This is a genomic window from Actinoplanes subtropicus (assembly GCF_000721705.1).
In the GTDB taxonomy this organism is placed as follows: Bacteria; Actinomycetota; Actinomycetes; order Mycobacteriales; family Micromonosporaceae; genus Actinoplanes; species Actinoplanes subtropicus.
In genome coordinates, this window is record NZ_JOJL01000005.1 from 71,234 (window position 1) to 84,859 (window position 13,626).

The window sequence follows — 13,626 nt, forward strand, 5'->3', positions numbered from 1 at the left end:
GGGTGGTGACGGTAGAGCGGATCCTCCCCACCGAGGAGGCGTACGACCTCCTCGAGCTGACCCGTGAGCTGGCCGATCGTGAGCTGGCGGGCAAGGCCGACGAGCACGAGCGGCTGGGCGTGTTCCCGCGCGAGACCATCCGGACGCTGGGCCGGTCGGGTCTGCTGGGGCTGCCCTATCCCGAGGCGGACGGCGGGGCCGGCCAGCCGTACGAGGTCTATCTTCAGGTCCTGGAGGTCCTCGCCGGGCGCTGGCTGGCGATCGCCGAGGCGGTCAGCGTGCACACGCTGGCCTGCTATCCGGTGTATGCGCACGGTACCGAGCGGCAGCGCAAGATGCTGCCGGAGATGCTCGGCGGCGACCTGCTCGGCGCGTACGCCCTCTCGGAACCGCAAGGCGGCTCGGACGCCGCGGCCCTGCAGACCCGCGCGACCCAGGACGGCGCGGGGTGGGTGGTCAATGGCACGAAGGCCTGGATCACGCATGCCGGCCACGCCGATTTCTACAACCTTTTCTGCCGTACGGGCGGGCCGGGCCCCGCCGGCATCTCCTGCCTGATGGCCGACGCCGGCACGCCCGGGCTCGTGCCGCAGAAGCCGGAACGCACCATGGGCCTGCGCTCCTCCGCCCCCGCCCAGCTGGTCCTGGAAGACCTGCACCTGGACGCCGACCGCCTGGTCGGCGCCGAGGGCGGCGGCTTCCGGATAGCGATGGAGGCCCTCGACGCGGGCCGCCTCGGCATCGCGTCGTGCGCGGTCGGCCTGGCCCAGGCGGCGGTCGACTACGCGGCCGCCTATGCGAAGGAGCGCGAGCAGTTCGGCCAGCCGATCGCATCCTTCCAGGGCGTCGGGTTCATGCTGGCCGACATGGCGACCCAGGTCTCGGCGGCCCGCGCGCTGACCCTGTCGGCGGCGCGCCTGAAGGACGCCGGCCGCCCGTTCTCGATCGAGGCGGCCAAGGCGAAGCTGTTCGCCACCGACGCGGCGATGCGGGTGACCACCGATGCGGTGCAAGTGCTCGGCGGGTACGGGTATGTCGCGGACCACCCGGTAGAGCGGTGGTTCCGGGAGGCGAAGGTGCTGCAGATCGTCGAGGGGACGAACCAGATCCAGCGCCTGGTGATCAGCCGCTCGCTGACCTAGCCCGGAGTTGACGGCGTCTTCGCGCTGACGCTCAGATGCTTCGCGTCCCTGCCGAACGGAAGGGGGTGTCGAAGACCCACCGGTTGGATGTGCTCGCTCGGACCGCCCTGGCGGCGCCGGAACTGCCCGCGGGGTCGCGGATCCGGATGCTGGAGCGGGTGATCGCCGTCCAGCGGGCGGCGGTCCGGCGGACCTCGTTGCAGGAGGTCTTCGACGCGGTGACCGCGGGTGCGTACGACCTGCTCGGCGACGAGATCGTCGGGCTGCGACTGCGGGACCGGGTCGACCCCGGCATGCTGCAGATGGTGTCGGCCCACGGCGTACCGGACAGCGTCGCGTGGCGCCTGTGGCGTACGCCCCTGGACTCCTGCGGCGCCGCGGGCCAGGCGGTCATGCGTGACGATGTCGTGGTGTTCGACCGGTACGCCGAGTCGCCCGGGCGGATCCGGGAACTCGCCGAGAGCGGCGTGCGGGCGGCGATGGCCGCACCGGTGCGGGCCGCGGGCGAGGTGATCGGCAGCCTGGCGGTGGCGTCGCGCCGGGCCGGGCGTAGCTACTCCCCGGCCGAACAGGAGCTGCTGGCCGCCTTCGCCGAGCACGTCGGCGCGGCGATCGCCGACGCCCAGGCCGTCGACCGGTTGGAGCAGGGGTTCCACGATCCACTGACCGGCCTGGCCAGCCGGGCCCTGTTCAACGACCGGCTCGCCCACGCCCTGGCCTGCGCCGAACGCGACCAGACCCGGACCTCGGTCCTGACCCTGGACATCGACCGCTTCCAGAGCGTGAACGACTCCCTCGGCCACGCCGTGGGTGACCTGCTCCTGGCCGCCGTCGGCGACCGGCTACGCAGTTGCGTGCGGGCGACGGACACGCTGGCGCGGCTCAGCGCCGACGAGTTCGCGATGCTGCTGCACGACGTGGAGCTGCGGGACCGGGCGGTCACCGTCGCCGACCGGGTGCTGCAGGCCATCCGCGAGCCGTTCCCGATCAACAGCCGGGACATCTTCATCGACGCGAGCATCGGCATCGCCTTCGGCGCGGTCGGCCACCACCAGGACGCCGAGATGCTCCTGCAGTACGCCGAGTTGGCCCTGCACACCGCGAAGCGGAACGGCAAGGGGCGCTACGAGATCTTCGAGCCGGTCATGCACGCGGCCCTGAAGAAGGGCGCCGACCTGGAGACCGATCTGCGGCTGGCGGTGGACCGCGACGAGTTCGTGCTGCGCTACCAGCCGATCATCGACCTGCACTCCGGCCAGGTCAACGGCTTCGAGGCGCTCGTGCGGTGGATCCATCCGCAGCTCGGCATGGTGCCGCCGCTGGAGTTCATCCCGCTGGCCGAGGAGACCGGCCTCATCGTGCCGATCGGCACCTGGGTGCTGCGCGAGGCGTGCCGGCAGGCCGCGGAGTGGAACCGCCGCCGGCCCGCGGACGAGCCGCTCTCGATCAGCGTCAACCTGTCCGCCCGGCAACTCCAGCAACCCGATCTGCCGCAACTGGTCGCCGGGGTGCTGGCGGCCACCGGTCTCACCGGGCGCTGCCTGACGCTGGAGCTCACCGAGTCGCTCCTGATCAACGATGTCGAGACCACCGTCGCCCGGCTGGAGAATCTCAAGAAACTCGGTGTCCGGCTGGCCATCGACGACTTCGGCACCGGCTACTCCTCGCTGGCCTATCTGCGGCGGTTCCCGGTCGACATCCTGAAGATCGACAAACTGTTCATCGACGCGGTCGCGACGCAGGCACCCGGGGCGTCGCTGACCGGCGCGATCGTGCACCTGGCCCGCACGCTGGACCTCTCCACGGTCGCGGAGGGTATCGAGTCCCTCGATCAGTGCGCGCCGCTGCGGGACAGCGGCTGCCAGCTCGGGCAGGGCTACTACTTCGCCAAGCCGCTCACCAGTGACGACGCCGAATCGCTGCTCTTCACGCCCGCGACCGTGCCGGCCGCCGGGCCGGCCTGACCGCCGGCGGTCCGACCTTTTCCGCCGCTCTCAGGTGTCCCTGGGCCACGCCGATGGAATCCGCATGACGCTCTCCGTGGCCGATCCGCCCGCCGTGCCCGGCGTCGAGGTGCTCGGCGTGCTGGGCCGCGGCGCGAGCGCGGTGACCTACCGGGTACGCCGGGACGGCCGGGACTGGGCCATGAAGGTGTATGCCGACGCGGGCGCCGGCCGGTCCGGCCTGCTCGCGCTGCGCCGGGAGGCGGCGCTGCTCACCTGGGTGGACCATGCCGGCCTGACCCGGGTGCACGAGGCCGGCCAGGCCGGCGGCCGGGCGTACATGATCATGGACCTGGTCGAGGGACGGTCGCTGGCCGCCGCCCTGGCGGCCGGGCCGCTGCCGGTGGCCGAGTCGGTCCGGGTCGTCCGCGCGGTCGCCGAGGTGCTCGCCGCCGTGCACGACGTCGGCCTGGTGCACCGGGACGTCAAGCCGCAGAACATCATGCTGCAGCCGGACGGCCGGGCCCGGCTGATCGACTTCGGCATGGTGGCCCGCAACGATGTCGAGGCCGGCGACACGGTCGCCGGGACCTTCCTCTACGCCGCGCCCGAGCAGACCGGCATGATCAAGCGGCCGGTGGACGGCCGGTCCGACCTGTACGCCCTGGGCGGGGTGCTGTTCCACTGCCTGACCGGCGCTCCGCCGTTCCTCGCCCACGACGCGGGCGCGCTGCTGCGCCTGCACGCCGCCACGCCCGCCCCGGCCCTGGCGGAGCAGCGGCCGGACGCGCCGCCCGCGCTGGCCGCGGTCGTCGCGAGGCTGCTGGCGAAGGACCCGGACGACCGCTACCGCGACGCTCGCGACCTGGATGCCGACCTGGCCGCGCTGGACGGCACCGCCGACCGCCCCGGGGACGCCCCGGTGGCGCCCGGCACGGACCCGCTCGCGCGCCCGGCCCTGCTGGTCGGCCGCGACGCCCAGTGGCGCGACCTGGTCGGCGCGTGGCGTCGCGCGAAGGCCGGTGCCGGCGGCTCCGTCCTGGTCACCGGCGTCCCGGGAACCGGCAAGAGCTGGCTGGCGGAGCAGGTCGCCGCGGCCGCCGCCCGCGACGGCGGCACGGTCCTGCGGGCCCGCTGCGCGCCGGACGCCGCGCCGCTGGCGGCGATCCGCGCCGCGGTCGAGCACTTCCTCGCGGGCCGGCCGGACGGCCGTCCCGGCCTGGTCCGGCACGCGGCCGCGGCGGCCGACGCGGTGGCCGAGGCGGCCCTGCTCTCGCCGCGGCTGGCGGCGCTGCTGGACGCCCGGCCGGCGCCCGGGGCCGGCCCCGCCCGGCTGAGCCTGGGCGTCGCCCGGTTCGTCGCCGAGCTGGCCCGCGCGACCGGCGGTGCCGTGCTTCTCCTCGACGACGTGCACGTCGCGGACCAGGCCAGCCGGTCCGTGCTCGCCCGGCTGGCGGCCGGTCTGGCGGGCTGCCCGCTGCTCCTGCTGGCCACCGCCCTGGAACCGCCGGCCGGCGCCGAGGGGCAGGTCATCGCACTGGGACCGCTGGACCGGCCGGGCGTACGCCTGCTCATCACGTCCCGCGCCCGTGGCCTGCGCGTCGGCGACGAGCTGGTGGACCGGCTCGTCGCCCGGGCCGGCGCGACCCCGCTCGAGGTGACCGAGTGCCTCCGGGCGGTGGTCGACGCCGGCCTGCTCGCCCCGCACTGGGGCAGCTGGACGCTGGACGACGACGGCCTGGACGCGGTCACGCTCTCCGCCGGCGTCTTCGATCTGATGCTGCGCCGGCTCGACGGCCTCGACGCCGCCGGCCGCCGGATCCTCACGGTCGCCGCCGCGATCGGCCCGGTGTTCCCCGCGGAGCTGGTGGAGCGGGTCGCCGGCCCCGGCCGCGCCGCGCTGAACGACGCGCTGGCGTCCCGGGTGCTCGAACGGCGCGGCGACCTGCTCGCGTTCGTGCACGAGGGCATCCGGTCGGCGCTGCTCGCCGAGCTGGCCGAGCCGGCCCGGCGGGACCTGCACCAGGAGATCGCGGCCGCGCTCGACGGCGACGGCGACGACGACGACCCCGACCGCCTGCACGCCGTCGCCCGGCACTACCTACTCGGTCACCCGGGCCGGGCCGCCGGCCGGGCCGGGCGGGCCTGCCTGGCCGCCGGGCGCTCCGCGCTGGCGAGGCACTCCCCCGCCGAAGCCGTCGAGTTCCTCGAGGCCGCGGCCACGGCCGGGGTGGCCGGGTGCGAGCTGGACGAGTTGCTCGGCGCGGCGTGCTACCAGGCCGGCCGCCTCACCGACGCGCGCCGGTGGTTCGACCGCGCCCTGGCGGCCGCGGGCGGCGCGCTGGACCGGGCCCGGGTGCTGACCCGGCTGGCCGAGCTGGATCAGGCGGTCGGTGACCTGGAGACCTCGACCGGCACCGTGCGCCGCGCGCTGGCCGAGCTGGGCTGCCCGCTGCCGGCCCATCCGCTGCGGCTCGCCGCGTCCACCGCAGGGAGCCTGGTCGCCGGCCTGGTCGTGGAGCGCACCGGGCTGGGGTTCGGCACCGCAGACCCCGACCGGCAGGCCCGCTTCCGGCTGCGGGCCCGGCTGCACAACATCGCGGCGATCAACGCGACGCTGACGATGGACCCGCTGGGCAGCGTGCTGCTGACGCTGCGCTCGCTGCACCCCGCGGCCCGGCTCGGCGTCTGCGGCGAATACGCCCGGGCCCGGGCCGACATGGCCGGCCTGCTCAACGCGGTCGGACTGCCGTCGGGCGGCGCCTACGCCGCGGCCCGTGCCGCCGCGGCCCGGACCGGCGAGACCGGCATCGTCGAACACGTGGCCTGGGTGGCGCGGGCCCTGCCCGTGGTGCTCGGTGAGGTCGGCGGCCGGCACGGCACGCCGCTGGTGCTCGACCGCGACCGCTTCATCGACACCAGCAACTACCTCAAGATGCTGGAGGGCGCGGTGTTCGTCCATCTCGACGCCGGATACGCGGAGGCGGCGTACGCCCTGTACGAGGACGGCCGGCGCCGGGTCACCGACGGAGATCTGGCCGAGCACTCCGTGTCGACGTGGGGCGTGGCGGTCGCCGCGGCCCTGGGCCGGATCGCCGAGGCCGACGCGCTGCAGCACCGCATCGACCAGCGGCCGCCCCGCTTCGACAACCGCGGCGACCGGCAGACCCGGCTGCACACGGCGGTCCGGTGCGCCGTCGAGCAGCGCGACTTCGCGGCGTTCGAGCGGGCTGTGGCCGCCCACGCCGACATGCGGATCAGCCCGCGGACGATGCCGATGTACCGGCGCGCGGTCTACCCGGCGATCGCGTACGGCCGGATCGAGCAATGCCTGGCCGCGCCGGCCGAGGCGCGGCCGGACGCCCGGATCGCCGCCGAGCGGGCCGCCCGCGACCTGCGCCGCGCCGTGCTCGGCGGCGCCACGCTGGCCGCGCACCACGCCGTCGTCGCGGCCTACCTGCGCCACCTGCGCGGCGACCACGACGGCGCCCTGGCCGCGCTGGCCGGCGCCGACCGCGTGCTGCGCGACGCCGACGCCCCGCTCGTCACCTACGAGGCGGCCCGGCTGCGGGCGCGGGCGCTGGACGCGCTCGGCCGGCCGGACGAGGCGGCGGCGCACGCCGCGACCGCCGCCGCGGTGGCCGACCGGCACGGCTGGCCGCACCGCGCCCAGTGGATCCGTTCCGCGTTCGACCTCGGTCACGAGTCGCGGGCCGCCAGCGGCACGGCGCACGGGTCGGGCCCGGGCCGCGGGTTCAGCGTGTACCGGCAGCGGCTGGCGGCGGTCGAGCGGCTGAGCGTCGCGGCGGCCCGGATCCTGGACCCGGCCGAGCTCACCCGGGTGGCGCTGGACGAGGTGATCCGGCTGCTCGGCGCCGAACGCGCGTACCTGTTCCTCGCCGGCGACACCGGCGACCTGCTGCCGCACCTGGGCCGGGACGCGACCGGCGCGGACCTGACCACCCTCGCCGGATACGGCTCCACGCTGGTCGAACGGGTTCGCGCGAGCTGGGAGACGCTCGTGGTCACCGGCAGCGACGAGGGCCTGGCGCTCGGCTCGCACAGTGTGCTGGCGCACGGGCTGCGCAGCATCATGGTCACTCCGCTGCTGCTGGACGGCCGGTTGCTCGGCGTCGTCTACCTGGACAGCCGGCTGGCCAAGGGCATGTTCACCGAGGACGACGCCGGCGTGCTGACGGCGCTGACCACGCACGTGGCCATCGCGCTGGAGACGGCCCGGTCGGCCGAACTGGCCGTGGCGGTCCGTTCGGCGCGGCACGAGCGGGACATCGCCGAGACCATGCGGGACGCGACGGCGTACCTCTCCGGCACGCTCGACCCGGCCGGCGTGCTGCGCCGGCTGCACGAGACACTGCGCCGGGCGCTGCCGGCCGGCCCGTCGTGGCTGGCGGTGCTGGACGGGGAGAAGCTGCAGCCGTGGGACGAGCGGCACGAGCCCGGGGAACCGGTCCCGGCCGGCGACCGGCGGTTCGCTCCGCTGCTGGCCGCCGGTGGGCCGGTGCGCGGCGACGCCGCCTCGCCGGCGCCGTTCGGGGCAGCGGCGGGCGCGGGCTGGCTCGCCCTGCCGCTGCGGGCGCGGGACGGCGCGGTGGGCGTGGTCGTGCTGACCGCGGCCGACCCGGCCGGCTTCGGGGAGGCGCAGCTGGAGGTCGGCGCCGCGCTGGCCGGGCAGGGCATGATCGCGTACGAGAACGCGCGCCTGTTCGCCGAGGTGGAGCACCTGGCCACGACCGACGGGCTGACCGGGCTGAACAACCGGCGGCACTTCTTCACGCTGGCCGTCCGCGAGCTGGCCCTGGCCCGCCGCCGCACCGGCCCGATGTCCGCGGTGATGGTCGACATCGACCACTTCAAGCAGATCAACGACCGGCACGGGCACGCGGTCGGCGACCAGGTGATCGCGGCGGTCGCCGGGCGGCTGGCCGCCGCGATCCGCACCACCGACCTGGCCGGCCGCTACGGGGGCGAGGAGTTCGCGATGGTGCTCCCGGACACCGCGGCGGACGGCGCGGTGATCCTGGCCGAGCGGCTGCGCGAGGCGGTCGGCGGCCGCCCCGTCGAGACCGCGGCCGGACCGCTGACCGTCACGATCAGCCTCGGGGTCGCCAGCCTCGGCCCGGGCGACGGCTCGGTGGAGGACCTCCTCGGCCGCGCGGACGACGGGCTCTACCGGTCGAAGCGGGGCGGCCGGGACCGGGTGACGCTGACCGGATGAGTCACACGTCGGTGCGCAGCTCGGTGTCGGCCACCAGGATCTTGCCCTGCAGGCCGGTGGACGCGTGGAAGTTGCGTACCCGGGTCAGGATCTGCTCGGTGATGACCTGTCCGCGGGACACCAGCAGCAGGCCCTTGGCGGTGTGCAGGTCGTCGGCGAGCTCGTGGCCGATGAGCAGTTCGTCGATGGTCACCTCGCGGACCGCCTCGCGCGGCAGCCGCATGCCGCCGACCTTCGCGAGCGCGGCGACGAGGTCGACGTCGTGCGTCTTGCGGAACGACAGGGTGGCCAGCGCCAGGTCGGCCGGCGTGCCGCGGTAGACCAGGGCGTCGTACTCGCGCACCGCCTGCAGCAAGTGGGCCGCCTCGGAGGCCTCGGGGGCCATCGGCGTGACCGGGGTGCGGTCGGTCGCCAGCTGGTGGCGAATGATCTCGCGGACCGCCTCGAGGCGGGGGATGCGGGACAGGACGTTGTCGGCCAGCCTGGGGAGCGCGGCCAGCATCTCGGCCTCGGTCTCGTCGGCCGGCGTGCCGCTCTGCAGCGCGTCGAGCGCCGTGGGCGGCAGCGTGATGGCGCCGATCTCGCCGAGCTGCGCGGCCATCTCCACCTGCCAGGCGTTGGGCACCTCCAGCAGAACGCAGACGTCCTGCGCGAGGCGGCGCAGGCGGCCGGCCCGGCTGAACAACGCCGGCTGCGCCATCGCCAGGGTGTCCATCAGGGCGTCGATGCAGCCCTTGAGGGTGTCCTGCAGCAGCTCCCGCTCGGCCATGATCAGCCGGTGCTGCTCGTCGGCGGCGGCGATGGCCGCGCGCAGCGGATCCGGCGGGCAGGGCTTGAGAATGAAGCGGAAGACGTTGCCGCGGTTGATCGCGCCGACCGCGCCCTGCACGTCGGCGTCGCCGGTGAGCAGGATGCGGGTGGTGTCCGGGGCCACCTCCTGGGCCCGTTCCAGCACGCTGATGCCGGTCATGCCGGGCATCCGCATGTCGGAGACGAACACCGAGAACGGGTCGTACCGGTGCTCGTTCAGGATCGCGAGCGCCTCGGCCGGGTCCGTGGTGGTGACCACGTCGTAGCTGGTGCGGAGCGTACGCCGGAGCCCGTCGAGAACCGATGTCTCGTCGTCGAGGCAGAGGATGCGTGGCCGGTCCGTCATGGCTCCCCTTGGTTCCGTCGCGTGCCGAGTCGGTGCGTTTTGCGGACGATCTACCCATCGGCGCGGAAAGCGATCTGCTTAGCCGCCGGCGAGCGGCAGGGAGAACGTGAAGACGGAGCCCACGCCGACCTTGGAGTCGAGGGTGAGGTCCCCGCCCATCGCCTGCGCGAGGCGGCGGGCGATGAACAGCCCCAGGCCGGTGCCGCCGGTCCGCATGGTCATCGGGTCCTCGATCCGGTGGAACTTCTCGAAGACCTTCTCCAGATGGTCGGCCGGGATGCCGGGCCCGTCGTCGGCGACGTCGACGTACGCCCGGCCGTCCGCGCGGCGGATCCCGACCCGGACCTGCTCGGTCTCCGGCGAGTACTTCAGCGCGTTGCCGACCAGGTTCGCCACCACCTGCACGGTGCGGCCCTGGTCGCAGCCGACCGGGATCGGCTCGTCCGGCAGGTCGGTGACGATCCGCGCCGAGGCGAGGTCGTCGGTCACCTGCCGGACGATCGCGACGAAGTCGTGGGTGCCCATGGTGACCTGCAACGCCGGCCCCGCCTCGCCGTCGCCCACCCGCGACGCCAGCAGCAGGTCCTCGACCAGCCGGGACATGTGCTTGGCGCGGTCGGCGATCAGGTCGAGGGCGCCGGCCCGCTTCTCCGCCGGCATCTTGTCGCCCCGGTTACGCAGCAGGTCGAGGTAGCCGATGATCGGCGTCAGCGGGGTGCGCAGCTCGTGCGACACGGTCGCGATGAAGTCGGACTTGAGCCGCTCAGCGCGGTACTCCCGGGTCAGGTCGGTGATCACGACGACGTCCCGGACCAGGTCGTCGCCGTCGAACACGGCCGAGTGCGCGAGGCGCAGGTGCCGCTGCTCCCCGTCCCGCCTGGTGATGGCGAGCTCCACCGGCAGCTTGGGCTGTTCCGGGGTGACCGGCAGGACCTGGGTCCGCTGGTCCCGGTCGGGCACGTCGAGCACCTCGACCAGGCGACGGCCGGTGATGTCCGGCGCGGCGAGCGCGGTGAGCTCGGCGAAGGCCTGGTTGTGCAGCTGGACCGTGCCGGCGCCGTCGACCACGACGATGCCCTCGGTCGACTGGTCCACGACCGCCTGCAGCTTGCTGGTCTCGGTGGCCAGCCGTTCCACGTGCTGTGCGCCCTGCACGGCCGCGGCCAGGGCGCTGGCCAGCGGCGCGAACAGCGCGCCGTCGCCGCCCGAGAGCCGGCCGCGCGGACGGCCCCAGACCGCCAGGGAGGCGACACCGAGGACCGCGTCGCCGGTGCGGACCGGCACGGCGAGGGCGAGACCCAGCCCCGCGGGCAGGCCCTCGGTCACGAAGGTAGGCTCCCGCAACTTGGCGAGCGTCCGCAGGTACGCCGGCACCGGTCCGGGGGTCACGTCGGCCGGTGTCTCGACGTCCACCGTCAGCGCCACGTCGGCACCTTCCATCACCACCACGGCCAGGTCCGCGCCGAACGCCTCGCGCACCAGCGTGAGGAAGCGGGGCACCAGGTCGGAGCGCTCGGCGAGGACCTGGGAGAGCTGGAGCATGATGGCGGCCCGGGCGCGCTGGTCCGCCTCGTGCGCCGCGCTGCGGTAGGCGTACGTGAGCGCCAGCGTCGGCATCGCCGCGAAGGGCAGCAGCAGCGGGGCGTGCCGCAGCATCTCGACAATGGTCAGCCCGGTGGCGACCGACCCGATCGCCATGAACGCGGAGAGGCGGCTCTCGGCGACGATGATCCGGACCGGGGGCCGGCCGGTCACCACGCCGAGGATCTGGGCCAGCAGGAACAGATTGATGGCGCCGAAGACGAGCGTGCCGAGCAGCACGCCGAGGATGACCCCGAAGTCGATCTCGCCCGGGGTGCCCCCGACGACGTGCACCACAGCGATCAGGGCGCACACGGCGGCGGAGTACGCGCCGACGTTGAACATCGCCTTCACCGGCGGCCGGCGCTGCACCACGCTGGCGGCCACCATCGCGACCGTCGCCGCGATGAGGGCCTGGTGCGGGGGCAGGAGCAGCACGTCGATGAGGAGCGCCGCCTCGTACAGGGTGAGCTCCTCGTCGGCGTTGCCGTGCCGGAGCCGTACGACGGCGAGCTCGGCCAGGCAGGTGGCCGCGGTCAGGGCCAGCAGGAGCCAGTAGCCGGGCAGGTGCGGCCCGTCCAGCACGCTCACCGGTGCGCCGGGCCGCCACACCGTCAGCGCGATGAGCACGGCGGCGACCAGGTCCACGACGACGACGCGGCGCAGGATCGGATCCCGCGCCGCTTCACGCGACGCACCGGCCGCCCGGGCCACGAGGCCCGGGCGGTCGGTACGCGACGCGACACTCATGACTGGGGCAACCACGCCCAGGATCGTGCCGCCCAGTCGTCGGCCGCCCAGGCGCGGGCCGCCCAGTCGTCGCCGGCCCAAGCGCGGGCCGCCCAGGCCCGGGCCGCCCAGTCCGCGTCCGCCCAGGCACGAGCGGCCCAGTCGGCGTCCGCCCAGGCCCGGGCCGCCCACGCCCGCGCCGCCCAGGCACGCGCGGCCCAGTCCGAGCTCGCGCCGGCCCAGGCTCGGGCGGCCCAGTCGGTGTTCGCCCAGGCGCGGGCGGCCGGGTCGAGCGAGGCCCAGGCGCGCGCCGCCCAGTCCTTCGAGGCGGAGCTGAGCTGCTGCCACTGCTTCTCGGCGGCCTGGGCGTCGCCGGCCAGCACCGACTGCTCGAACGCGGCCCACTTCTTCGCGTCCCCGCCCACCGCGGTGGCGTCCGCCGCGTTCTGCTTGGCGACCTTGCTGGTCTTCCAGGAGCCGGCCATGGCCAGGACGCTCTTCGCGTCGAGGCCGCCGGCCCCGCCGCCCGCCGCCTGGCTCAGCCCGGGCGCCTGGTAGGTGGTGCCGACGAAGAGGTCCTTGACGGTGTCCGGGCTCAGCTTGGGCTGCGCGGCGAGCGTGTCGGCCACGATGCCGGCGGTCACCGCGGTGGCCATCGAGGTGCCCGATCCGCGGAAGTAGTCGGTGCCGACCCGGGCGCTGGGGTAGCCCGTGTCGACGGCGCTGCCCGGCGAGCGGAGGCTCACCACGTGACCGCCGGGCGCGACGAGATCGGGTTTCGCGATGCCCTGCGAGGTCGGGCCGCGGCCGGACCAGGTGCCCACCACGTCGTCGCCGTGCACGGCGGTACCGCCCTCGTCGAGGCCGCCGACGCTGAGCAGCATCGGGTCGTTGCCCGGCGCGGTCACCGTGCCGGCGCCCGGACCGTCGTTGCCGGTCGGCACGACCACGGTCACCCCACGCTGCCAGAGGCCGCGCAACGCCTCGTTGAGGGGGTCCACCTGGTACGGCAGCGGGCTGCCGGACGACAGCGACAGGCTGATGACCTGGATGTCCTTGGCATGGTCGCTGACCCACTGCAGGCCGCGCAGCATGGTCACCAGGTCGGTGTGGCCGGCGGCGTCGGCGACCTTGACGTCGACGATGTTCGCGGCGGGCGCGACGCCCCGGTAAGCGCCGCCGGACGCCGCACCGGACGCGGCGATCAGGCCGGCCATGAAGGTGCCGTGGCCGAATCCGTCGCCGTTGCCGGTGCCGGTGAGGTCGACGTGGGCCGTGATCCGGCCGGCGAGGTCGGGCACGTCCGCGACCCCGGTGTCGATGACCGCGATCGTGACGCCCGCGCCCTCGTTGCCCTTGGCGGGCAGCCCGAGCGTCTGCCGGATGGTGGAGGCCGGCGCGGCGGACGCGTCGGACGTCCCGGCCACCTTGGCCGGCCGCTGCGGCGCGACGATCCATTCGGGGCCCAGCCGGGCGGCCTCCGGCAGCCACGCGGCGACGCCGTTGGTGACGGGAAGGGAGGCCAGCACTCGCCCGCCGGCGGCCTGTACGGCGTCCGCGGCCGCGGCGGCGCTGCTCCCGGTGACCACGACCTCGCGCCCGCCGCCGAGCGGACCGGCCGGCGCGGCGGTCGCCATGTCCGGCAGAGCGCCGGCGGCGACCACGGCGGCGGTGACTCCGGCCACCATCATCCGCCAGCCGGTGCCACCGGCCTGGCTGCTGCCGCGCAAGCTCCTGCGCAGGTTCATCTTCCCATCACCTCTGTTGATTCTCGGGGGGACCGCTGGGGGATGCGTTGTATATCGGCGAAGGGGCTCCGGACTGAGTAAGTTCGCGGGT

At 74.9% G+C, this 13,626-nt stretch carries 6 protein-coding genes; 3 read left to right on the forward strand and 3 right to left on the reverse strand.

Features of this window, described 5'->3' with window-relative positions; all coding sequences use genetic code 11:
* Window positions 1-5 precede the first annotated feature (5 nt).
* From IH26_RS0108970 to IH26_RS0108980, 3 genes are all read left to right on the forward strand, one after another.
* Window positions 6-1,142 (forward strand): acyl-CoA dehydrogenase family protein, encoded by a 1,137-nt coding sequence (locus tag IH26_RS0108970; RefSeq protein ID WP_030435665.1) that lies wholly within the window; start codon window positions 6-8, stop codon window positions 1,140-1,142.
* 65 nt (window positions 1,143-1,207) lie between these two features.
* A complete protein-coding gene (locus tag IH26_RS0108975) occupies window positions 1,208-3,106 on the forward strand; it encodes a putative bifunctional diguanylate cyclase/phosphodiesterase (protein WP_169789736.1) in 1,899 nt (632 codons plus the stop codon).
* Window positions 3,107-3,170: 64 nt separating this feature from the next.
* Window positions 3,171-8,321 (forward strand): diguanylate cyclase, encoded by a 5,151-nt coding sequence (locus tag IH26_RS0108980; protein WP_030435667.1) that lies wholly within the window; start codon window positions 3,171-3,173, stop codon window positions 8,319-8,321.
* 1 nt (window position 8,322) lies between these two features.
* Here the strand turns inward: IH26_RS0108980 and IH26_RS0108985 are convergent, their stop codons facing one another.
* The 3 genes from IH26_RS0108985 to IH26_RS55670 all read right to left on the reverse strand — a co-directional run bounded on the left by IH26_RS0108985 (window position 8,323) and on the right by IH26_RS55670 (window position 13,535).
* Window positions 8,323-9,477, reverse strand: a complete 1,155-nt coding sequence (locus IH26_RS0108985; RefSeq protein WP_051807804.1) for a response regulator — start codon at window positions 9,475-9,477, stop codon at window positions 8,323-8,325.
* 78 nt (window positions 9,478-9,555) lie between these two features.
* Window positions 9,556-11,808, reverse strand: coding sequence for a sensor histidine kinase (locus tag IH26_RS0108990; RefSeq protein ID WP_030435669.1), 2,253 nt, complete (start codon window positions 11,806-11,808; stop codon window positions 9,556-9,558).
* Window positions 11,805-13,535, reverse strand: coding sequence for a S8 family serine peptidase (locus tag IH26_RS55670; protein ID WP_051807806.1), 1,731 nt, complete (start codon window positions 13,533-13,535; stop codon window positions 11,805-11,807). Before IH26_RS55670 ends, IH26_RS0108990 begins: the two co-directional genes overlap by 4 nt.
* Between the last annotated feature and the right edge of the window lie 91 nt (window positions 13,536-13,626).

Bases quoted from the DNA above. Each gene is read 5' to 3' on its own strand.
- IH26_RS55670 (WP_051807806.1), bottom strand. From the start codon at position 13,535: ATGAACCTGCGCAGGAGCTTGCGCGGCAGCAGCCAGGCCGGTGGCACC.
- IH26_RS0108985 (WP_051807804.1), bottom strand. From the start codon at position 9,477: ATGACGGACCGGCCACGCATCCTCTGCCTCGACGACGAGACATCGGTT.
- IH26_RS0108980 (WP_030435667.1), top strand. From the start codon at position 3,171: ATGACGCTCTCCGTGGCCGATCCGCCCGCCGTGCCCGGCGTCGAGGTG.
- IH26_RS0108990 (WP_030435669.1), bottom strand. From the start codon at position 11,808: ATGAGTGTCGCGTCGCGTACCGACCGCCCGGGCCTCGTGGCCCGGGCG.